The organism is Granulicatella balaenopterae (genome assembly GCF_900111135.1).
In the GTDB taxonomy this organism is placed as follows: Bacteria; Bacillota; Bacilli; order Lactobacillales; family Aerococcaceae; genus Granulicatella; species Granulicatella balaenopterae.
In genome coordinates this window covers 25,444-49,555 of record NZ_FOGF01000010.1, presented here as the reverse complement: position 1 = coordinate 49,555, position 24,112 = coordinate 25,444, and the positions used below count along the sequence as shown (strand labels likewise).

The window sequence follows — 24,112 nt, the reverse complement described above, 5'->3', positions numbered from 1 at the left end:
TAATAAAGGCGATGAAAGAAAATGAAAAGTAATTTTGAAAAAGATATGTAAAACGCTTGCAATGAGAATGTTAACGTGCTACATTTAATAATGATAACATAGGAAAACTATTGATTAGTGTATGTAAATAAAAAGTGTTTAGGAGTGGAAAAAATGGAGAAACAAACTGTTACAATTTACGATGTTGCCCGTGAAGCTGGGGTATCAATGGCAACTGTATCACGTGTTGTAAATGAAAATCAAAATGTGAAAGAGACAACAAAGAAAAAAGTATTAGAGGTTATCGACCGGTTGGATTATCGACCTAATGCAGTAGCTCGAGGGCTAGCAAGCAAAAGAACAACAACTGTAGGGGTAATTATTCCTGATGTCACTAATCTATATTTTTCAAGTTTAGCTCGTGGGATTGACGATATTGCAACAATGTACAAATATAATATTATTTTGGCTAATTCAGATCAAAGTACCAATCAAGAAGTAAAAGTTTTAAATAATTTGTTATCAAAACAAGTTGATGGAATTATTTATATGGGAACAACAATTACTGATGAATTATATGATGCAATGTTGCGTTCGAACACACCGGTTGTTTTAGCAGGTACTATGGATTCATCACATGAGATTGCTTCTGTTAATATTGATTACAAAACAGCAACTCAAGAAGCTACAGATATTATTATTGCTAATGGGCATAACAATATTGCTTTCATTACAGGAACATTAAAAAATACAGCCTTTAATGACTTACGTTTACAAGGATATCGTGCAGCCTTAGAAAAAGCTGGAATAACATATAATGAAAAAAATGTATATGAAATTCCATTAACTTATAAAGCTGGTGAACATGTTATTGAAAAATTATTAGCAGCAGACAATACAGCAGCTGTAGTAGTCGATGATGAAGTAGCTGTTGGAATGGTTAATGCCTTAAAAGATCAAGGTGTTTCAATACCAGAAGATTTTGAAATCATTACAAGTAATAATTCAAAATTAACGCAATTAACACGCCCATGTTTAACATCAATTGCACCACCATTATATGATATCGGTGCAGTTTCAATGCGTTTATTAACTAAAATTATGCTTAAAGAAGAAATTGCTCAAAATGAAATTACATTACCATACCGTATGGAACAACGACAATCAACAAAATAATTCAAAAAATCACCTTCATATCATAATGAGGGTGATTTTTTATTTTATTAAAAATATAGCCAATAAATCTCCTAAGCATTAACTTTATGAGTCTTTTAATCCGTGGAAAATAGTATACAAAAAAACTAGTAGTCGAAACTACTAGTCGCTATCTCATTATTGATTCATTAAGATAGATAAGCTTTAAAATGATCCACATCAACAAATGTGAACTTTTTACGCTCATATTTAATAAAACCGTCTTCTTTTAAGCTTTTAACGACTGTGCCGGCCGTTTCACGAGTGGTACCACTCATTTTTGCTAATTCAATAATGGTTAATGGGTAGGGGATAGTCATGCTACCATCTGCATTTTCCTCTGCTAAGTCAATCATCCAAATAGCTAAAGCTTGGACAATGCGTTCCGAAGCACTAGGTGTAATAGTATTTCTAATACGAATCTCATGATAAGATAACACACGAGATAAGTTTTTATAAATAAATAATAATTGCTGTTTATTACCTAAAACAACTTCTTCAAAAATATTCGCTGGTACATAATAAATCGTAATATTAGTTGCTGCATAAGCGGTATAAGCATAAGATTCATCTGTAAACAAACCACCATATGGGAAGAAGGTATTGTGTTTTACATAATCTATGTAACAGAAATTTGCGGAAGGGTCATTTTTTTCTAAACGAATTAGACCGTCCTGTAAATAAAATACACGATCACGTCTATCACCTTCGTAAAAGAGGATTTGACCTTTTTTGTATTTTCTTAAAAAGATATGTGAAGCGATACGTTGGAACTCTTCATCAGATAAGCAAGAAAATACTGGCTCATGGTGCAACTGCTCGATTGAATTCATATTTTTTCTAGTAGTCATAATAAAAATCAAAATCCTTTCTGCAAGTAAATTATACAACAGTTATTTAAAAAGTTCTTTAATACTAATAATAGCATGATATCCGAATTTTTTCACATATGAATTTACTAATAAATAGATTAAAAAATGATGATGTTATAGACTTTTTTATAAATAATGGTGAATTTTTACTGCTTTTGTATGAACGACACGCGAAGATAGTATTCGGTGCTGATTGCGTTATTTATGAATGACGATTAATGAAACATAAGATCATCTGCCAAATACCAAGTGTATTAGTTTTGGGGAGCACTTACCCTACTATAAAAGTGAATAGGGTGACATTAGGGAAATAATACCTTTTTTAACGACATTTGAAGCTAAACCTTTTTAACGACATTTGAAGCTAAACCTTTTTAACGACATTTGAAGCTAAACCTTTGTCGTGCTTGCTTTGGATAGCTATTAAGATTTTCTAGTAAAGAGCCTATCTCATAACAGTGATGATCGTAGTAGTAAAGATAGGTGACTTATCGGCTATAGACAGTTTATAGAGTTGTTCTTTAGGACATGTTCTTTCTGTTTGGAAGACAAGGCTTTCTAATCAGCAAATGCTATCTATTATGAGCAGTGCTAATAAAGGAATTACTTCTTACTAGTTATTGTATCAAATAGAAGGGATTGTGCCAAGGAATCTTGTTTTGCAAAAAGCCTAAGAGATTTCTTGGCATATTTACGTAAATTATGGTACAGTCAACATACAAAAAAGTAAAGTAATAAGCTAATGAACTTATTATCTTTGCTCAAAAAATGATTGATATCAGTAAAAAGGAGAAAATTATGAAAGATTATGATAATCATCCATATACAAGAACTAAAAGACATGAAAAAAATCCTAAGTGGCCAAATAATAGATTAAAAGATAATCAAGCGATAGCGCAATTTTTACAACAGTGGCGCAAATACCACATCACTAAATTATTATTAGCAATCATCATGACATGGATTAGTTTTTTTACGGTATTTCTTGTATATACTGCCAAAACAACGGATGTCAGTGGATTGAAAGCTGGCTTACAACAAGAAACACTTATCTATGATAAAGATGGCGACTTAGCTGGTAATTTAAATATTAGTAAAGGAAAATTTGTATCATTAGAAGAAATTTCTCCCAATATGGTAAATGCCTTACTGTCAACAGAGGATAAGAGGTTTTACAAACATCCCGGAATTGATCCAATTGGGTTAGCTAGAGCCTTAGTGGGTGTTGTGACACACTTTGGTAAGCCGGTTGGTGGAGGAAGCACAATTACGCAACAATTAGCTAAAAATGTCTTCTTAACCTTAGACCAAAATTTAATGAGAAAGGCCAAAGAATTATTTTTAAGTTTTGAATTAGAAAAGCGTTATACTAAAGATGAAATTTTAGAAATGTATTTAAATAATGTTTACTTTGGGAATGGTGCATATGGAATTGAAAATGCAGCAAATCGTTATTTTGGGAAACCTGCTAGTCAGTTATCTATTAGTGAGGCAGCTATTTTAGCGGGAGCCTTAAAAGCACCAAGTTATTACAATCCGATTGATAATATGGAAGCCACTGTTAATCGTCGAGCTACAGTTTTGCAATTGATGGTGAATAATGAGAAATTAGCGCAATCAGAAGCTGATACAATTGAAAATGAACCCATTCAATTAGCGAATAATTATGTTTCTGATAGTAATTATCGTTATCCTTATTATTTTGATGCGGTGATTAATGAAATTACCACTCAATATGGTATTTCTGAGGATGATTTATTGAATAAAGGCTATAAAATTTATACAGGAATGGATCAACTAATCCAGTCAAGCATGCAACGTACTTTCAAAGATGGCTCTTTATTCCCACAAGCAACAGATGGTACTAAAGCACAAGCCGGATCAATAGCCTTGAATCCAGAAAATGGTAATGTATTAGGCTTAGTAGGAGGACGTATTGAAGAGAACCATACCTTTAGAGGATTTAACCGCGCAACACAATTAAAAGCACAGCCTGCTTCAACCTTTAAGCCATTAGCTGTTTATACGTTGGCTTTAGAAGAAGGGTATACACCAGATTCTTTATTAGTAGATGAATTACGTTCATATGGTAAAGATAATTATACGCCTGAGAACTGGAATCACCAATATCAAGGTGAGGTAACGATGACAGAAGCTTTAAGTATGAGTTGGAATGCCCCAGCCGTTTGGTTATTAGATCAATTAGGTTTACAAAAAGGCATTGATAAAGTTCACCAATTTGGTATTCAAACTGTTCCAGATGACAATTATTTAGGAATAGCTTTAGGAGGGTTAACACAAGGGGTAGCTCCAATTGACATTGCTTCCGCTTATACCACTTTTGCTAATGAAGGAATTCGTGCGCAAGCAAGACTAGTGGTGAAAATTGTTGATGCTACCGGTGCGATTGTGGTGGATAATCAAACCCCTAAAACTAATCGTGTGACTACTGAAAAAGTCGCTAATGAGATGACCCAAATGTTATTAGCTGTCTTTGCACCAGGTGGAGGTAGTGCTCATATTGCGCCATATAATTATCAAATCGCTGGTAAATCAGGGACAACAGAAAGTGTGAATGGTGAAGATGGTTCTCGTAATCAATGGATGGTTGGGTATACACCAGATGTCGTTGTTGCAACTTGGATGGGCTTTGATGATCCAAGTAGTCATTTATTAAATGCAAGTAGTCGTGAAGGGATTGGGCCATTATTCCAAACTGAGATGAATAATCTTTTACCGAATACTCCGGGAACTGATTTTACAGTAAAAGCAGCATCCAATGAGAAAACTCCAGAATTACAACAGCATCTTGATAAGGCTCTTGAGGAATTAGGAGAAAAAGGGCAACAATTATGGCAAGATGTGAAAGATTGGGGAAAAGGTTTCTTAAAGGGAATTCAATAATAACATAGCTAATAAGCTTAAAATATGGTAATATAATAAGTGTAAAAAATAATTGTTAGGAGCGATAGAATGAATATTTATGATACAGCAAACCAATTAGAACGTGAACTACGTGAGTTAGATCAATACAAAAAAGTGACAGAATGCTTGGCGAATATTGAAGCTGATGAAGAAGCAAAAGCATTATTAGACGAATTCCGTCAAATCAATGTCGTATTACAACAAAAACAAATGAGTGGCCAAGAAATTACTGAAGAAGATATCGCTCATGCACAAGGCTTAGGTCAACGTGCTAGTGAAAACGAATTAGTGAAAGAGTTAATGACTGCAGAACAAATGTTAAATATGGTTGTTCAAGAAATTAATCAAATTATTACTAAACCATTACAAGAAATGTATGCACAAAAATAAAGTGAATGAGATAGTTAAGTAAGGAGCGTGTGCCCTAGTGCATGGGCTCCTTATTTTTTTGAGAAGAGGTGAAGAACATGGTTAGATTTATCCATACAGCGGATAATCACTTAGGCACGCCATTTGTAGGCTTAGGAACTAAGAATAAGCAAATGGCCAAGAAAGCTATGGAAGCTAGTTACGAGGCATTTGAGACGGTCATCACAACCGCTATTAACGAGCAGGTTGATTTTGTGATTATTGCGGGGGATTTATATGATTCCAGTCAGCAACATATTAAAGAATTAGTCTTTGTGAATCAGCAATTTAGCCGATTAGAAGAAGCAGGGATTCCAGTCTATCTTAGTCAAGGGAATCATGACTTTGAGCAAAGTTTCCAACTACAATTACCCCAAAATGTGTATTTATATGATAAAAAAGTAGCATCAATCACTCACACAACCTCAAAAGGTGAAGTAGTGACAATAACTGGTTTTAGCTATCCAACTCGTTGGGTAATGGAACGCATGGTCGAACAATTCCCTACTCGTAATCCAGAAGCCGATTATCATATTGGGATGTATCATGGCTATTATGATGGTTCAACGGCTGATACGGGTCATTATGCGCCGTTTAGTATTCGTGAGATGCAAGAAAAAAATTATGATTACTGGGCATTAGGTCACATTCATAAGCGTCAAGTGCTAAGCCAAACACCACCGATTGTCTATTCGGGTAATACACAAGGATTTAAACGAAGTGAATTAGGTGAAAAAGGTGCTTATTTGGTGACTTTAAGGAAAGAACAAGCACCAGAATTAGAATTTTTTAAAACAAGTAGTATTGAGTGGATGGAAGTAACTTGTTCTTTAAAAGAACAAGTTACTTTGGATGATGTACTTCATACAATGGCAGAAGCCTTACAAAATGCATTAATAGGTAAGAAGGATATACAATTAATTTCCTTAACGATAAAAGATTATCATCTTGTTGAGCAGAATGTCTTAAAAAGTATGGCGGAATCTGATTTTATTGAGGCAATTACTCCACAGTTACGCAATGTTTTAGGTCAACACTACATCTATAAAGTTCGCTTATTACCCTTAACAGCCAAGAAATTATGGCCCAAACAAGAGAGCCTTGAACAAAGCTTTGAAGATAGTTTAGCATATTTTAGCCAGAAAGAGCATTACCAAAAAGCATTAGATGATTTATTTATGCAGGCTAAGTTTACGCAAGAATTTTCAGATTGGCGCAATCAACAAGAATTAATGGATGATATTATGATGCAAGCAAAAGTATTGATTCAACAAGAGTTTACTGGAAAGGGGGATTAGGTAGATGAAGATTAAAAAGCTTGAGATAGTAAGTTATGGAAAATGGTTCCAAAAAACATTTGATATTCACCAAGAATTACAAGTATTTACCGGTCCTAATGAATCTGGTAAATCAAGTGTGATGAATGTTGTTAGTGGGATTTTTTATGGTTTTCCAAAGCGTAAAAGTGGTAAATATAGTTTTGAGTCGGAACTATCAGCTGTTAGTGGTGGTAAATTAACAATTGACTCAGAACGTTTTGGTGAATTAGTGATTGAACGGACTGTCGGAAAAACAAAACAGACCTTAACGATTACTAAGCCAAATGGGGAAGAAGTAACGGATTTAACCATGGATGAATTGTTATATAATGTGTCAAAAGAAAATTTTGAGAAGACATATGCCTTTAATTTACAGCAATTACAAGATGTTAAAACCATTAGTCCAGATGATTTACATCGTTATTTCTTAAGTATTGGTTTATCTGGAAGTGAACAATTATTAGAAGTATCCGAACAATTTAAAAAAGAAGCGGATAGTATGTATACTAAAAGTTCATCCACACGTGAATTAGATAAAAAGATAAAGTTATTAAACCAAGAAGCCCAAAAAGTTCGTGCTAGTAAGAGTCAAGATGAAGAGTATCAACAATTATTATTAGAAAAACAACAATTAATGCAAGAACTAGCAGTCGAAAAGAATCACTTAGAACAATTACAACAAACCAAAGATCAATTAAGTAATTTAGTTTATTTATGGCCAAGTTATCAACAATGGCAAATGGTAAAAGAACAAATTACGATAGCTGATTATCAAGATTTTGATGGAGGGTTGGCTGATGAATATCAATCGCTCAAAGCAAAAGAACAACAATTACAAGAGCGTTTAAAAAAAGTGGAAGAGCAACTTTTCGAATTATCCACTAGCCAAGAAAAAACAGCAGAACAAGTCTGGTTTATGGAGAATCAAGCATCAATAGAAGAGATTATCCATCATCAAGAAGAGATTACTAATCTAGTATATGATTTACAAGAAGCTAAAAAGCAGTTACCCTTAGCAGCCGAACAGATTACGATATTAAAGCAACAACTAGGGATTGAAAGCGGAGAAGAATTGCCGCTTGCTTTTACGATTGAGGAACAAAATGAATTACACAATGCTTTACAAAAAATTGACCATTTAACCCAAACGAAACTAGTTAGCGTTACTAATCGAGCAGCAGTAAGTGAACAAATCGACCAATATCAAGAAAAGATTGCTGAAATGAAAGAACAATTATTACCGGATAAAGATGTGGTAGAGATGCAGTCTTATCTGAATCAAGCAATCACTATAAGTACACCAAAGCAAAATTTTGTACCAATTATTTTAGCCGTTGCGTTTATGATATTAGCCTTTTTATTACCGCAATATAAATGGTTACTGATAGCTGCAGCAAGCATGTCGGCAGCAACATTTATATGGATGGCTCAAAAACCTAAGACGATTGATGATAGTCAAAGAGATAGTTTTACCAAACTATTGAACCGTCAAGCCAACTTAGAAACAGAAATCGGTATTGCAGAAGGAATGAAGCAGGTATCAGAACAAGAATTGGCCAATTTAGCTCAAAAGCAATGCCAATTAGATGAACAAATTATCGCCCTAGAAGCTACTTTAAAACAAGCCTTTGAAGAAAAGCAGTATCGTAAAAACGGCTTACCAATCGAAACATTAATTAAGGATAATCCTGTCAAAAAATTAGAACGTTTAATAACTAATTATACGACTTTAAAAGCAAGTATTCATGATTTAGAAGTCGCAAAAAGTAATTGGTTAACAAAAGTCACTTTATGGCATAAAGAAGAGCCAAGAGACTTATTTGATTATTTAAAACAAATGCAAGATAGCTATCACCGTTTATCGCTTAGGTTAAAAGAGCAAGAATTAAAAGCGCAACAATTAACTGAATTAACGCAAGAAAAAAGTCAATTAACAACTGAGTTAGAGACGATTTCAACAAGAATAACTGCTATTTATCAAGCAACAGAAACAAGTGATTATGATAGTTTTATTGCATTTTGGCAAGAAAAAACTAATCAAGAAGAATTACGCAAACAAGAATTATTCTTACGTGAAATGGTCGCTTCCTTAGCCGCTGATTATCAAGAATTTGCGGATGAGGAAGAACTACAACAAGCCTCACAAATCAGTCAACAAGATTTCCAGACTAGTCAAGAAAAAACAATGGATATAACTGAAACTTTAGCAAATTGTGCCCAAAAAATTACTGCAATGGAAGAATCCGGTATCTATCAAGAACAAGTAGCAAGCTTTTATCAAGATACTCAAGATATGCGTGAATTAGTTGTGACATGGGGAGCTAATCGTTTGGCTTCAGAGATATTAGAGCGCACCTTATTAACCGGTAAGGAAGATAAGCTTGAAGACGTCGTGCGAGATGCATCCACTTATTTTAAACGATTGACAAATGAGCGCTATCAAGCACTACAACTATCCAAAACAACAGCCAAAGTAAAACGCTTTGATGGAAAAAATTTTACATTAGACCAACTATCACGGGGAACCTTGGATCAATTATATGTGGCAATGCGTTTAGCCTTTGTAAAAAATAGTGCAGAATTTGCGCCACTACCAATGATTATTGATGATGGTTTTGTTAACTTTGATATAGAACGTAAAAAAGTGATGCTTGAATTATTAAAAGAAATTAGTCAAAGTGTTCAAATCATTTATTTTACTTTTGATACTGATATGGCAGAATATGTTAAAAAAGAACAAATCACCACTCTAACAAGACAATAACTAATGGAGGAAATTATGACAAAAAAATTATATGAACTAGCAATAGATGAAACTTTCGAAATGTTTTTATTAATTAAAAATGCAGATGTCAGAACTGCTAAAAACGGTAAACCATTTATCGCTTTTACCTTTCAAGATAAATCAGGACAAATGGATGGAAAATACTGGTCAGCAACTCCTGAAGAAATTGAAAGATACCAATCTGGACGTATTGTTTTCTTAGCAGGGAAGCGTGAGATTTACAATGGGAATGCCCAAGTGAAAATTTCAGGGATGCGACTAGCACGTGATGGTGAGCCAAATGAACCTGGATTATTTATGGAACAAGCTCCCTTAACAAAAGAAGAAATGGTTGATGAAATTAATCAAACCCTATTTGAAATTACTAGTGCACCAATGAATCGCGTTGTGCGTTTTATTTTAAATAAATTCTCGCAAGAAGTTTTTGAATATCCAGCAGCTAAACGCCACCACCATGCTTTTACCGGGGGATTAGGTTTCCATACAGTTTCGATGTTACGAATTGCCAAATCATTAGCTAATCAATATGAAGTCTTAAACAAACCATTATTATATTCAGGGGTTATCTTACATGATTTAGGTAAAACAATGGAATTGACCGGAGCAGTAGGAACAGAATACACATTAAAAGGTAATTTATTAGGTCATATTGTAATGATGGAAGAAGAAATTTCAAAAGCTTGTATCGAATTACAAATTGATGAAGATTGTGAAGAAATCATTGCCCTAAAACATGTCGTCCTAGCTCACCACGGTAAATTAGAATACGGTTCACCAGTTAGACCGCATTTACTCGAAGCAGAAATCCTACACCAAATTGATTTAATGGATGCAAGTATTAATATGATCACGCAAGCATTACAAAAAACAACACCAGGCGAATTTAGTGAACGTATTTTTGGGATGGATAATCGTAGCTTTTATAAACCAACTTTTACTGAATAATCAAAAAACTGTTAGAAATAGGAATATTTCACGAAAAAATGATGAAGATTTTTATAAGATTTAATTGTATTTTTGTGGAAATAGTTGAATTACTAAGAACTTATGGTATATTTATACAGTGAAACAAATTAACGAATAGGAAGTGTAATAAATGAAAAAACGTATCGTAGGAACACTAGCATTAGCATCAACAATGATGTTAGCAGCTTGTTCAAACTCAGAAGATGTAGCAACATCTAACGTAGGTTCAGTAACAAAAGATGAATTATATACAGCATTAAAACAAGATGCCGGATCAATGACATTACAACGCTTGCTTTTAGTGAAAGTTTTAGAAAATAATGTGGATGACACAAAAGCACTTAAAGAAGAAGCAGATAAAGATGTCTTAGCACAAGTAGAACAAAATGGTGGTCAAGAAGCTTTTGAAGGTTTATTAATGCAAAGTGGTATGGGGTCAATCGCTCAATACAAAGAACGTGTATACTTAAATAAATTAATTACAGAAGCTGTTAAAAAAGCTACACCATTTACAGATGAAGAAATCCAAGCCGCTTATGATGCATGGGAACCATCAATCACTGTACAACATATCTTAATTAAAAATGATAAAGACGATGCTGCTGCTAAACAAAAAGCAGAAGACTTAATCAAACAAATTAATGATGGTGCAGACTTTGCTGAATTAGCAAAAGAAAACTCAGAAGATTCAGCTAGTGCTGTAAACGGCGGAACAATTGGACCATTCAAACGTGAAGAAATGGTACCAGAATTCTCAGAAGCAGCTTACGGCTTAGCTAATGTTGGTGATGTAACACAAGAACCAGTTAAGACACAATTTGGCTACCACATTATCAAATTAACTGACAAACCTGAAAAAGGTGATTTGGAAAGTGTTCGTCCACAACTAGAAGATGAAATGATTCAAGGTAAATTACAAGATTCAGGATATATCCATGACGTTCTTTCAGACTTAATGCAAAAAGCAGACATTAAGATTGAAGATAAAGACTTGCAAGATGCTATTAAAGAATTTATGCCAGTAGAAGATAAGGATGCTTCATCTGATAAAGATAGCAACAACCAATCAGAATCAGCTCCAACAGAAGATAGTGAAGCTCCAGCAGAATCATCATCATCAGCTGAATAACACTGTAACAAATAAAAGGTAATATTTTTTGTTAAAGAATTAAAGAGCCCTCTTATGTAAAACATAGAGGGTTCTTTTTTTCAAAAATAAATTTTAAGAAAAAGGAGTGAGTGAATGTATAAACAATTATTGCCCTATATTAAAAAATATAAAAAGTATCCCATCTTAGCATTTTTAACGATGATGATTGAGGTGGTTTGTGAAGTAACCCAACCATTAGTAATGTTAAAAATTATCGATATCGGTATCCCAAATAAAGATAGCTCATTGATTATTCATCAAGGTTTGGTGATGGTCTTGATTGCTTGTGTCTCCTTAACGGCTGGTACAATGAGTGCTAGATTTGCCTCGATTGGTGGGACTGGGATTGCAGCTGAATTACGTCAAGCAGAAATGAAGAAAATCCAGCAATTATCATTTCATAATATTGATTATTTTTCTAATTCATCACTAATTACTAGAATGACTTCCGATATTACTAGTGTGCAAAATACCGCTATTATGACGATGCGATTACTTGCAAGAGCGCCATTATTATTAATTTTTGCCTTAATATTTGCGATTCGTTTAAATATGCAGTTATCATTAGTCTTTGTGATTGCAATTCCTATTTTGACATTATCATTAGGATTAATTATTGCGATTGCTTTCCCAAGATTCCATCAATTACAACAAGCAGTCGACCGCATTAATCGTACATTACAAGAAAATTTTGTCGGGATTCGCGTGGTAAAATCATTTGTTCGTGAAGATTATGAGCGTGAAAAATTCCATCAAGAAAACGAAAACTATAAACAACGAGCGCTCCATGCTATGAATGTTGTTGTCTATAATAATCCCGTGATGCAATTAACAATTTATGCTTGTATTATTGCGGTAATGTGGTTTGGTGGTAATATGGTAATGACTGGTTCCATGACTACTGGTGAATTAATTGGTTTCTTATCGTATATTACCCAAATTTTAGTATCGTTGATGATGATTTCTTTTATTTTTATTATGTTGACAATTACAAAAGCTTCATTAGAACGTATTTTTGAAGTGATGAATACTGAGATTGATGTGAAAGAACCAATGAATCCTAAAAATCATTGTGCTGTTAGTGGTAGTGTTCGATTTGAAGATGTTCATTTTTCATATGGTAAAGATCCAGAAGCAGAAGTATTGAGTGATTTAAATTTTGAAGTTGGAGTGGGTGAAGTTTTTGGGATTATTGGTTCAACAGGTTCAGGTAAGACTTCACTAGTACAATTAATTCCTCGTTTGTATGATACAACTGAAGGAGCTGTCTATGTTGGTGGCGTAAATGTTCGAGACTTTTCATTTAAAGATTTGCGTAATAATGTCGCCATGGTCTTACAACAGAACACTTTATTCTCAGGGACGATTCGTGAAAATCTTTTATGGGGCAATCAATTTGCAACAGATGAAGAATTAATACAAGCTGCTAAAAACGCCCAAGCTCACGACTTTATTATGGCAATGCCTGAAGGATATGACACTAAGTTAGAACAAGGTGGCGGTAACTTATCAGGTGGTCAAAAGCAACGTTTATGTATTGCGCGTGCCCTAGTGAAAGATCCAGCCGTATTAATTTTAGATGACTCAACTTCAGCTGTCGATGCCGAAACAGACGCCAAAATCCGAGAAGCCTTCTTTACAGACTTACCGAATACAACGGTCATTATTATTGCCCAAAGAATTTCATCGATTCAAGGAGCCGATAAGATATTAGTGCTAGAAGATGGCAAAATGCATGGCTTAGGAACGCATGAAGAATTGTTAGAGAGTAATGAGTTATACCGTGAAATTTACCACACGCAAACGGAAGGGGTGGAAGCATAATGAGTGAAGTTAATAAACGCCGCCCACAAAATATGAAGCAAACTTTAAAAGATTTATTAGCCTATTTGTGGCATAGTAAGTATTTATTACTGGTTGTCGTTATCTGTTTAATTATTAGCAGTTCAGCCGGAGTACTGGGAACTTATTTTATTCGTCCCTTGATTAATGATTTTATCTTAACAAAGGATGTTTACGGTTTAGCGAAAATGTTGGGCTTAATTGGTCTGATTTATTTATTTGGAGTGGTAGCGAGTTATACAGCAGCTCGTTTGATGATTAATATCGGCCAAAAAACCATTGAGCGTATGCGTCGCGAATTATTTGATCATATGCAAAAATTACCAATTAAATTCTTTGATACCAATAAGACTGGAGATTTGATGTCACGCTTTACAAATGACTTTGAAAGTATTCAAAATGCTTTTAATAATAGTCTATTAATGATTATCACCTCAACTTTACAATTAGTCCTAACTTTTGTGATGATGCTTATTTTATCACCAATCTTAACAGCTTTATTAGTGCTAATGGTTATTATGATGATCTTTATCGTTAAAAAGATTGGATGGATATCTGCCCAACATTTCGGTAAGCAACAACGCCAACTAGGAATTGTGAATGCTTATGTAGCTGAACATATTGATGGCCAAAAAGTGATTAAAGTCTTTCATCATGAAGACAAAATTTTATCGGACTTTGAAAAAATTAATGATGATTTACGCCAAACAAGTAGTAAAGCGCAATTTTATTCAAATATTATGTTCCCAGTATTAGGTAATATTAGTTATATGAATTATGCCTTAACAGCGGTAGTAGGGAGTTATTTAACGATTATTGGACGCTTAGACGTTGGGGCATTAGCGTCATTTTTACAATATTCACGTACCTTTGCCCAACCCTTAACTCAATTAGCTCAACAATCGAATATCTTATTAGCAGCGTTAGCGGGTGCCGAACGTATCTTTACGATTTTAAGGGAAGAACCTGAAGTCGATCAAGGAACAGTCACATTAGAACAAAGAGGCTCAACTTGGCACTGGATCGATGAAGATAGACGCATCCCAGTTGTTGGCAATATTCAACTAACTGATGTTGACTTTAGTTATAAACCGGAAGTCCCAATCTTAAAAGAAATCAATGTCTGGGCAAAACCAGGATTGAAAGTTGCCTTCGTTGGCGCGACTGGTGCTGGTAAAACAACGATTACTAATTTAATTAATCGCTTCTACGAGATTGATAAGGGGGAGATTACTTTTGACGGTATCCCTATTACGAAGATTAAAAAAGCTGATTTACGTAAGACAATTTCAATAGTACTTCAAGATACCCATTTATTTAGTGGAACGATTGCCGATAATATCCGCTATGGACGCTTGGATGCCAGTGATAGTGAAGTGATTTCCGCAGCCAAATTAGCCAATGCACATAGCTTTATCAAGCGCCTACCGCATGCCTACCAAACAGAGATTACTGGAGATGGTGCGAGCCTGTCACAAGGACAACGCCAACTGTTAGCCATTGCCCGTGCAGCAGTTGCTAATCCAAAAGTGTTAATCCTAGATGAAGCAACCAGCTCGATTGATAGTCATACCGAATTACTAATTAGTGAAGGTATGGATCAGTTAATGAATGGTCGTACTTCATTTGTGATTGCCCACCGTCTATCAACAATTCGTAATGCTGATGTGATTATGGTCATGGAAAAAGGTCAAATTATTGAGCGTGGTAATCATGACTCGTTAATGGCTAAAAAAGGCATGTATTATAAATTATATACCGGCCAAATTGAATTAGATTAATGAACTATGAACGAAATGTATGAATAGTATAAACTGAATATTTTTTAGTTATCACTCACAAAAGTTAGTGCCAATACACTAGTCTTTGTGAGTGATTTTATTTATAATAAAGAAAAGGTTTTCAACAGATAGAGGCTGTATATTATATAGGAAATATAGGCAGCCAAGATATTAAATTGGAATAGTTTAGAAAGGATAAAATTATGTGGAAAAAAATATATTTCAAAGCTAAAAATATCGAATCAATCAGCGAAAAAGCTGTGTTAATTAGATTTCCTAAAGAAAGTGAGTTAAGAGATTATCTAATGTGGTATCCTAAAAAATTTATTACGGTAGAATCTGATGATGGATTTACATTATCATTTGTCTATCGAGAAGATTTTACCTTTAAAATTTTTCATAAAGACTGGAATTATAAAAAAAGAACAAAAAAATATAGTGAAATTACACTTGATGAATTGATTGCGGCATTTGGTGTAGATGAATTTTAAATTTGTATAATAGTTTTCGCCAATTTGGCGAGAAGTTAGGAGGAAAACATTGTGAATGCAAAAAAATTATTACTAACAACTGCAACATTATCTTTAGGTTTAGTGGCAACAACCAGCACACCATAAGTAACGAATTCAACTGTCTATGCTACTGAAAATGGTTGGCAAGGTAAAAATTTTATTAAAGCTGATGGCACACAAGCTAAATCTGAATGGATCCATGATAATGGTTTATGGTTTTATATCAAAGACAATGGAGAATACGCAAGTGATGAATGGGTTGGAAATTATTATTTTAAACATTGGGGATATATGGCACAAAATGAGTGGGTTGAATCTAACGGAAATTGGTATTATTTAAAAGCAGATGGACAATATGCTTGGCAAGAATGGATTGGTAATTACTATTTTAATTATTGGGGCGATATGGCACATAATAGTTGGGTTGAATCTAATGGTAACTGGTACTACATGAATCAAAATGGTGTTATGCAAACAGGTTGGCAAGAAATAAATGGTAATTGGTACTACATGAATGGTAGTGGCGCAATGGCAACTAATCAATGGGTTGGAGATTATTATATGGGGTCAAACGGTATTATGTTAGAAAACACAATCACTCCAGATGGTTATTTAGTGGGGTATGATGGTAAATGGGTAAAAGGTGAACAAATAGTATTTCCAATTTCAGAAAGTCCAACAAACCAACAAAATCAACAAACAAGCCAACAAGAACCTGTTGAAAACAACCATGACAATAAACCGGTTAAATCACTTGAAGAGATGGAAGAATACTTAAATAATAATATCGATCAACAACATATCAATGATGAATTTATCAAATTATTAAATGAAGAACGTGAAGCACATGGAATTACAACAGTAACATATAGTCCAATCTTATTTAAGGGAGTTGATATTCGTTCTGAAGAATTAGAAATTAGTTTCAGTCATACAAGACCTAATGGCGAATTATATTATTCCGCTTTACCTACAAAAGAAAGTAATCAATTTAGAACCATGTTAGAAAATGCAACTGCTCCAATAATTTATTTAGATTCTGATAAAACATTAAAACAAGTAGAAAAAGAAGCTGCAAAAAAAATATTTAATAGATGGAAAAATAGTCCAAAACATTATAAGGCTATGATGGTTAATGGGGACTTACAAGCTGCGGTTTCTGTACATTTTAGTGGGAATAAACTTTTTGGAAAACAATATGTAATAAGATGTTATTCTTCTTTATTAATTGGTGGGGATGCTTATAATTAAATACAATTATGAATTAAAACACAGATGTCAATTTATCTGTGTTTTTTATTTTTTCTAAAGCCATTTGAAAGGAGGTGATCCATTAAATCGTCATTAAACTAATTAAAAGGAGGATTGTTGATGAATCAAATAAAAATTAAATACTGTATTTCGTATAACTTCTCGCCAATTTGACGAGAAGTTATTTTATTTAGAAAGGAGAAATAGAAATGGAAATAGCTCAAAAAAATAAATTTCAAGAGTTAGTAACTAAAATATAGACACAAATATTAGCAAGATTCATTGACAAACCGCATATGTTTTGGTAATATCTTTTTATGTGGAAAAATCGTTATTAAATGATTTTAAATAGACATTAAACTAAAAGAGGTGTAGAACATGAGAATCAATATTTTATTAGAATGTGCTGAAACTGGTGAACGTATCTACTTAACATCTAAAAACAAACGTAACAACCCAGAACGTTTAGAATTAAAAAAATATTCACCAAAATTACGTAAACGTGTAGTTTTCAAAGAAACTAAATAATTTACGCTAAGTATGCCGAGGAATTTTCCTCGGTTTTTTTTGTAGCCAAAAAGACGATAAATATGTGGATAAGTAAAAATCTAAAAGAGCAAGTTCAAAAGACATGTGGAAAACTAAGTAAGAAAAGCACTTATCAACAAGTAGTAAATAGACTGGCTCAAACTTATCAACAACCAATAGAATGATGAAATAGCAGTAGTTTTTTGCTATGATAGGTATGAATAAGGTTTATAAAAAGGAGGAAAGATATTGAAAAAATATATAATGATAGGAATAGCGATGGCTGGTTTAGCTTTTAGTATCGATCCATCTCCAGTAGAGGGTGCATCAACACCTACTTGGCAACAACTTGGAACGGAATGGGTTGCTAAAAAAGATGGTCAAATCTTAACGGATCAGTGGCTAGGGAGTTATTATTTAAAACATGATGGGATAATGGCTCATAATGAATGGATATGGGATTCAAATTATAATAGTTGGTTTTATATAAATGAAGACGGTTCATATGCTCATGATACTTGGAAGGGCGCTTATTACTTAAAAGACTGGGGCTATATGGCTCATAATGAATGGATATGGGATTCAAATTATAATAGTTGGTTTTATATAAATAAAGACGGCTCATATGCCTATGATACTTGGAAGGGCGCTTATTACTTAAAAGACTGGGGCTATATGGCTCATAATGAATGGGTCTATAATGCTAATACAGGTTGGCATTATATCAATCAAGATGGTCAATATGTCCAAAATCAGTGGGTTGGCGCTTATTACTTAAAAGATTGGGGCTATATGGCTCATAATGAATGGGTCTATAATGCTAATACAGGTTGGCATTATATCAATCAAGATGGTCAATATGTCCAAAATCAGTGGGTTGGCGCTTATTACTTAAAAGATTGGGGTTATATGGCTCATAATGAATGGATATGGGATTCAAAGTATAATAGTTGGTTTTATATAAATGAAGACGGCTCATATGCCTATGATACTTGGAAGGGCGCTTATTACTTAAAAGACTGGGGCTATATGGCTCATAATGAATGGATATGGGATTCAAATTATAATAGTTGGTTTTATCTAAAAGCAGACGGTTCATATGCTCATCATGAATGGATTAATGGTTATTATTTAGCTAGTGATGGACAATTAAGTGAAGCTCGAGCTAATCAAGAAATTTTAGCTAGTTTTAACCAACAGTTTAATATTTCAGGGAATCATGCTTATTACTATCAAGATTTAAGTGGTAAAACAAGTGAAGCATTTGGTGCTAATCAAGATACACCTATCCGTTCAGCAAGTATTATTAAATTAATGATTTTAGCAGCTCTATATCAAGAAGTAGCAGATGGTCAGATTGATTTGACGGATAGTTATTATTTAAAAGCCGAAGATATCGTTGGCGGAACAGGTCAATTACAATACCAAACGCTTGGAACAAGATATAGTTATTATGATTTAGCTTATCAAATGATTTATAGTAGTGATAATACCGCTTCAAATGTTATTATCGATAAATTAGGTGGCTTAGCTAAAACAAATCAACTATTTAAACAATTAGGCTTTAAGAAATCTAATTTACAACGAAAATTCGTTGATACGAATGCTTTATATCAAGGCTTGGATAATTATGTAACAGCTTTTGAATTAGCAGATTTATTAAGTCGATTGTATCAACATCAATTAGTAACACCAGCAAGTGATCGAGCGATGCTAGCTATTTTAAAAGAAAATCCTAATCGTGATATTATCTTAAAAAAATTACCAAGGAATATTACTAGCTATCATAAAACTGGTAACTATTCTAATTATGGGACTTGGAATGATGCAGGGATTTTTGTGACAGATAAGGGAGCGTTTATTTTAGTGAGCTTAACATCTGGTGGACAATTTCAACAAAAGAAAACAGCAACAGCGAATTTTGCGTATGATGTGTATCGAGTATTTCAACAACAATAATTCAAAAGGAAGTATCTAAATGGTTAAACGATTTTTCAATTATTTCAAACCGTATAAACGCTTATTCTTAATTGATTTTGGTTGTGCGGTATTAGTGGCTTTACTGGAGATGGCTTTTCCAGTTCTAGTAAGGCAAGTAATTAATAAAGTATTGCCAGTTGGGAGTTTGCGTCAGATTTTCTTAATTGGCTTAGCTTTAGTATTGCTATATTTAGTAACAACTGGTTTACATTATATTGTGGTGGCTTTAGGTCATCGTTTAGGGATTAATATTGAAACTGATATGCGTCGCCAATTATTTGCCAAGATTCAAAAGCAATCCTATTCCTACTTTGATAAGGTGAAGACGGGTGAATTAATGAGTCGTTTATCAAGTGATTTGTGGGATATTAGTGAATTGAGTCATCATGGACCAGAAGAAATCTTTATTGCGATTATGACTTTAGTGGGATCATTTTTATTAATGTATCGTGTGCAACCAACCTTGGCGTTAATGACGGTGGTGTTTGTACCGGTTTTAGCGATTGTGATTCGTTATTATAATCGTAAGATGACCGTGATTAATAAGGGAATTTATCAAGGATTAGCGGAATATACAGCAGGATTAGAAAATGTCTTATCAGGCATGCGTGTGGTGAAAGCTTTTGCTAATGAAGATCATGAAAAGTTAGCCTTTGAGGATTTGAACCAACAATATCGTAGTAATAAGATTAAGTTTTATCAGGCAATGGGTCAAAGTTCATCATTTAACTATATGATGATTAAGTCAATTAATTTATTTTCATTAATGGTTGGTTCGTATTTTACCGTAAGAGGGAATTTAACACCAGGGGATTTAGTCGGTTATATTTTATTAGTGAATGTCTTTGTGCGTCCAATTGAGCGGATGAATGTGATGATTGAACTCTATCCAAAAGGTATTGCAGGTTTTAGACGTTTTTGTGAGGTTTTGGATCAGCCGGTCGATATAGAAGATGCAGCGGGGGCGGTTTGTGCACCACATTTTAATGGGTTAATCGAATATCGTGATGTAAGCTTTTCTTATGATGAAGGTGCTAGTGTCTTTGAGGATGTATCTGTCGTGATTGAGCCTGGGCAAAAAGTGGCTTTAGTCGGGCCATCTGGAGTTGGTAAGACTACTTTAGTTAATTTATTGCCAAGATTTTATGAGGCAACAAGGGGTGAGATTTTGATTGATAAGCATTCGATTAAAGAATACACCCTAGAATCCCTACGCAAGCAAATCGGTATTGTGCAACAAGATGTCTTTTTATTTAATGGTACTTTGCGTGAAAATGTTTTGTATGGCAAATTGGATGCCACAGAAAGAGAAGTTGAAGAAGCCATTAAAAAAGCCAAACTAGCCGAAGTCGTTAAGGATTTACCAGAAGGATTGGATACGGTAGTCGGTCAGCGTGGTGTGCGTTTATCAGGTGGACAAAAACAACGCTTAGCGATTGCCAGAATTTTTTTGAAGAATCCATCAATTTTAATCCTAGATGAAGCAACGAGCGCTTTAGATAGTAAGACGGAACAATTTATTCAACGTTCATTTGATGAATTAGCAGTCGGGCGAACCACTTTAATTGTTGCCCATCGTTTAGCGACGATTAAGGATTGCGACCGTATTTTAGTGGTAACCGAAGAAGGTATCACTGAAGATGGCACTCATCAAGAATTATTAGCAATAAATGGGATGTATGCTGAATTGTATCATGCGCAGTTCGGTAAGAAAGAGGAAAGTCATCAAGAATAGCATAACTAAGATAGAAAAGGTTCAGTCTTATGATGCAAAAATTTCAAAAAATAATATTTTAGAGCGAGCATTAAGTTCGTTCTATTTTTTTTAAAAAGTATGGTAATATAGAGAAGAATGAATTAAACAATAAAGGGGTAGACAATGAGTATTTTAAATGTAGAACGCTTAACACACGGATTTGGTGAACGAGCAATTTTTAATGATGTTAGTTTCCGATTATTAAAAGGGGAACATATTGGTTTAGTCGGAGCAAATGGTGAAGGTAAATCAACTTTCATGAATATTGTCACGGGCCAATTGCAGCCTGATGAAGGCAAAATTGAATGGTCTAAAAATGTTAAGGCTGGTTATTTAGATCAACATACCGTATTAGAAGAAGGAATGACTGTACGTGATGTTTTACAAAAAGCCTTTGATGATTTATTTGTAACAGAAGCCCGCATTAATGAAATTTATATGCAAATGGGTGAAGCTGATGAAGACCAAATGAATCAATTACTAGCTGAAGTTGGTGATTTACAAGACCGTCTAGAAAGTCATGATTTTTATATTTTAGATGCTAAAATTGATGAAGTTGCCCGAGCGTTAGGTGTGACGGCTTTTGGTTTGGACTCACAAGTATCAGAATTAAGTGGTGGTCAACGTACAAAAGTATTACTAGCTAAATTATTACTAGAAAAACCAGATATCTTATTACTAGATGAACCAACCAACTATTTAGACGTTGAACATATTGAATGGTTACGTCGCTATTTACAAGAATATGAAAATGCCTTTATCTTAATTTCGCATGATATTCCATTCCTAAATAGTGTGGTTAACTTAATTTATCATATGGATAATCAAGAATTGAACCGTTATGTTGGGGACTATCACCAATTTGAAGAAGTTTATGCTATGAAGAAAGCTCAATTAGAAGCCGCTTATAATCGCCAACAAAAAGAGATTGCTGATTTAAAAGATTTCGTAAACCGCAATAAAGCCCGTGTAGCTACCCGTAATATGGCCATGTCTCGTCAGAAAAAGTTAGATAAAATGGATATGATAGAATTAGCTGGCGAAAAACCAAAACCAAAATTTGATTTCCATTATTCACGTGCAACAAGCCGTTATATTTTCCAAGCAGAAGATTTAGTGATCGGTTATGATCGTCCATTGACTAAACCACTAAACTTAGAAATGCAACGTGGCCAAAAAATTGCGATTGTCGGTGCAAATGGTATCGGTAAAACAACTCTACTAAAAAGTTTATTAGGTGTGATTGAACCACTTGAAGGGCAAGCTTTCCGTGGTGACTATCTAGACTTAGGTTACTTTGAACAAGAATCACCAAAAGGTAATCGTAAGAGCGCTTTAGAAGAGATTTGGGATACTTTCCCATCAATGACCCAACCAGAAGTTCGTGCTGCTTTAGCAAGATGTGGATTAACGTCAAAACATATCGAAAGTCAAGTACAAGTATTAAGTGGTGGGGAACAAGCTAAAGTACGTTTTTGTAAATTAATGAATGAAGAAAGCAATGTATTAGTACTAGATGAACCAACTAACCATTTAGACATCGATGCTAAAGATGAATTAAAACGTGCCCTACAAGAATATAAAGGTAGCATTTTAATGGTTTGTCACGAACCAGAATTCTATGATGGCTTAGCAACGGATATTTGGGATTTTTCAGACTTACAATAAATAATACAATTATGGAGGGAAACGAATGATTGAATTAATTGCAACGGATATGGATGGAACTTTTTTAAAAGATCATACAACGATTCATGAAGATAATGTTACAGCAGTCAAACGCATTCAAGCGAAAGGTGTACCATTCATCGTTTGTACGGGGCGCGACTTTGAACAAGCTAAGATGTGTTTAGAACCAGCTGGAATTACTTGTCCATTGATCGCATTAAATGGCGCTAAAACCTATGATAGTGACGGCCGCTTAATTGAGACTAATAGCATACCTGCTGAGGAAGTGCGCATTGTTTTACAAAAATTTGCTGAAAATGGCTTATACGCTGAAATTATGACAACAAGTGGCGTCTATTCAACACATTATGAGACACGTATGGCAGAGTTAAGTGATTGGTTACAAGAACAAGAGCCTGGAATCACTGAGGAAGAATTAGCCAAAAGCATGGATGATTTCAAAAAAATCCTACGCATTCAAGCCATTGAAGACTACGAAGAAATTTTAACTGATGGCAGTCAAGAATTCCTAAAAATTACAGCATTTAGTAAAGAAGGTCAACCAGCCTTTACCGCAGTTCGTGAATTTGTTACACAAGAAATGACGGATTTAGCCATTACTTCATCGTTTTATAATAATATTGAAGTGAATCATATTGATGCGCAAAAGGGTGTTGCCTTAAAAAAATATGCCAAAGCCCATGGATATGATTTAGAAAAGACATTGGCATTTGGCGATAATGGTAATGATATCTCTATGTTAGAAGAAGTTGGTTATGGTTATGTGATGGCCAATGCTGAAGATTATGTTAAAGCCATTTCAACATTCCACACTGGAGCTAATACAGAAGGTGGCGTAGCACAAATTATTAATCAATATTTTCCTGAAAACTAATAAGTGGAACAGCTGTCTCTTTCGCAACGCTATTAAGGTAGAATGGTGCCCCACAAAAAGGAGTGTTTCTAATGGAAGAGACTTTACTAAATCAAATGGTCGATATAATTGGTAATACAGGTTTTCCGATTGTAGTTTCTGTATACTTATTGAATCGTATGGAGAAAAAACTAGATATTATGATTAGCTTATTGCAACAATTAACGACCACTATAAAGCAATAAATTAGATAGGTTACTACAAGTATGTGTAGTAGCCTATTTTTGTTCATACAAATTTAATAAAAATTTTACATAAAAAT

18 protein-coding genes are annotated in these 24,112 nt (G+C 34.0%); 17 read left to right on the top strand and 1 reads right to left on the bottom strand.

Features of this window, described 5'->3' with window-relative positions; translation table 11 throughout:
* Positions 1–153: 153 nt before the first annotated feature.
* Positions 154–1,155 carry a catabolite control protein A gene (ccpA, locus tag BMX09_RS03640; protein ID WP_089746350.1) on the top strand — a complete coding sequence of 334 codons (1,002 nt, stop codon included), beginning with the start codon at positions 154–156 and terminating at the stop codon, positions 1,153–1,155.
* A 167-nt stretch (positions 1,156–1,322) separates the two neighbouring features.
* Here the strand turns inward: ccpA and BMX09_RS03635 are convergent, their stop codons facing one another.
* Positions 1,323–2,024 carry a Crp/Fnr family transcriptional regulator gene (locus BMX09_RS03635; protein WP_089746349.1) on the bottom strand — a complete coding sequence of 234 codons (702 nt, stop codon included), beginning with the start codon at positions 2,022–2,024 and terminating at the stop codon, positions 1,323–1,325.
* Between the two features lie 819 nt (positions 2,025–2,843).
* On the opposite strand from BMX09_RS03635, the gene BMX09_RS03630 reads away from it, so the two are divergent.
* The 16 genes from BMX09_RS03630 to BMX09_RS03555 all read left to right on the top strand — a co-directional run bounded on the left by BMX09_RS03630 (position 2,844) and on the right by BMX09_RS03555 (position 24,035).
* Entirely contained in the window at positions 2,844–4,949 is a 2,106-nt protein-coding gene (locus BMX09_RS03630; protein WP_089746348.1) for a transglycosylase domain-containing protein, read from the top strand.
* A gap of 69 nt (positions 4,950–5,018) precedes the next feature.
* Positions 5,019–5,360, top strand: a complete 342-nt coding sequence (locus tag BMX09_RS03625) for a YlbF family regulator (RefSeq protein ID WP_089746347.1) — start codon at positions 5,019–5,021, stop codon at positions 5,358–5,360.
* Positions 5,361–5,437: 77 nt separating this feature from the next.
* Positions 5,438–6,676 carry a metallophosphoesterase family protein gene (locus tag BMX09_RS03620; RefSeq protein WP_089746346.1) on the top strand — a complete coding sequence of 413 codons (1,239 nt, stop codon included), beginning with the start codon at positions 5,438–5,440 and terminating at the stop codon, positions 6,674–6,676.
* 4 nt (positions 6,677–6,680) lie between these two features.
* Positions 6,681–9,461 carry an ATP-binding protein gene (locus tag BMX09_RS03615; RefSeq protein ID WP_089746345.1) on the top strand — a complete coding sequence of 927 codons (2,781 nt, stop codon included), beginning with the start codon at positions 6,681–6,683 and terminating at the stop codon, positions 9,459–9,461.
* Positions 9,462–9,476: 15 nt separating this feature from the next.
* Positions 9,477–10,427 (top strand): 3'-5' exoribonuclease YhaM family protein, encoded by a 951-nt coding sequence (locus BMX09_RS03610; protein ID WP_089746344.1) that lies wholly within the window; start codon positions 9,477–9,479, stop codon positions 10,425–10,427.
* Between the two features lie 151 nt (positions 10,428–10,578).
* Positions 10,579–11,577: a peptidylprolyl isomerase gene (locus BMX09_RS03605; RefSeq protein WP_089746343.1), complete on the top strand. Its 999-nt coding sequence runs from the start codon at positions 10,579–10,581 to the stop codon at positions 11,575–11,577.
* Between the two features lie 114 nt (positions 11,578–11,691).
* Positions 11,692–13,422 (top strand): ABC transporter ATP-binding protein, encoded by a 1,731-nt coding sequence (locus tag BMX09_RS03600; RefSeq protein ID WP_089746342.1) that lies wholly within the window; start codon positions 11,692–11,694, stop codon positions 13,420–13,422.
* A complete protein-coding gene (locus tag BMX09_RS03595; RefSeq protein ID WP_089746341.1) occupies positions 13,422–15,221 on the top strand; it encodes an ABC transporter ATP-binding protein in 1,800 nt (599 codons plus the stop codon). The genes BMX09_RS03600 and BMX09_RS03595 overlap by 1 nt, the downstream gene beginning before the upstream one ends.
* 203 nt (positions 15,222–15,424) lie before the next feature.
* Positions 15,425–15,712 carry a hypothetical protein gene (locus tag BMX09_RS03590; protein WP_089746340.1) on the top strand — a complete coding sequence of 96 codons (288 nt, stop codon included), beginning with the start codon at positions 15,425–15,427 and terminating at the stop codon, positions 15,710–15,712.
* A gap of 180 nt (positions 15,713–15,892) precedes the next feature.
* Positions 15,893–16,984, top strand: coding sequence for a hypothetical protein (locus tag BMX09_RS03585; RefSeq protein ID WP_322787579.1), 1,092 nt, complete (start codon positions 15,893–15,895; stop codon positions 16,982–16,984).
* Positions 16,985–17,362: 378 nt separating this feature from the next.
* Positions 17,363–17,512: a 50S ribosomal protein L33 gene (gene rpmG, locus BMX09_RS03580; protein ID WP_089746338.1), complete on the top strand. Its 150-nt coding sequence runs from the start codon at positions 17,363–17,365 to the stop codon at positions 17,510–17,512.
* A 249-nt stretch (positions 17,513–17,761) separates the two neighbouring features.
* Positions 17,762–19,471, top strand: a complete 1,710-nt coding sequence (locus BMX09_RS03575; RefSeq protein ID WP_089746337.1) for a serine hydrolase — start codon at positions 17,762–17,764, stop codon at positions 19,469–19,471.
* A gap of 19 nt (positions 19,472–19,490) precedes the next feature.
* On the top strand, positions 19,491–21,227 hold the full coding sequence (locus BMX09_RS03570; RefSeq protein ID WP_089746336.1) for an ABC transporter ATP-binding protein: 1,737 nt from the start codon (positions 19,491–19,493) through the stop codon (positions 21,225–21,227).
* Between the two features lie 144 nt (positions 21,228–21,371).
* A complete protein-coding gene (locus tag BMX09_RS03565) occupies positions 21,372–22,916 on the top strand; it encodes an ABC-F family ATP-binding cassette domain-containing protein (protein ID WP_089746335.1) in 1,545 nt (514 codons plus the stop codon).
* Between the two features lie 25 nt (positions 22,917–22,941).
* Positions 22,942–23,811, top strand: a complete 870-nt coding sequence (locus BMX09_RS03560; RefSeq protein ID WP_089746334.1) for a Cof-type HAD-IIB family hydrolase — start codon at positions 22,942–22,944, stop codon at positions 23,809–23,811.
* Positions 23,812–23,882: 71 nt separating this feature from the next.
* Positions 23,883–24,035, top strand: a complete 153-nt coding sequence (locus BMX09_RS03555) for a YvrJ family protein (RefSeq protein WP_089746333.1) — start codon at positions 23,883–23,885, stop codon at positions 24,033–24,035.
* Positions 24,036–24,112 lie beyond the last annotated feature (77 nt).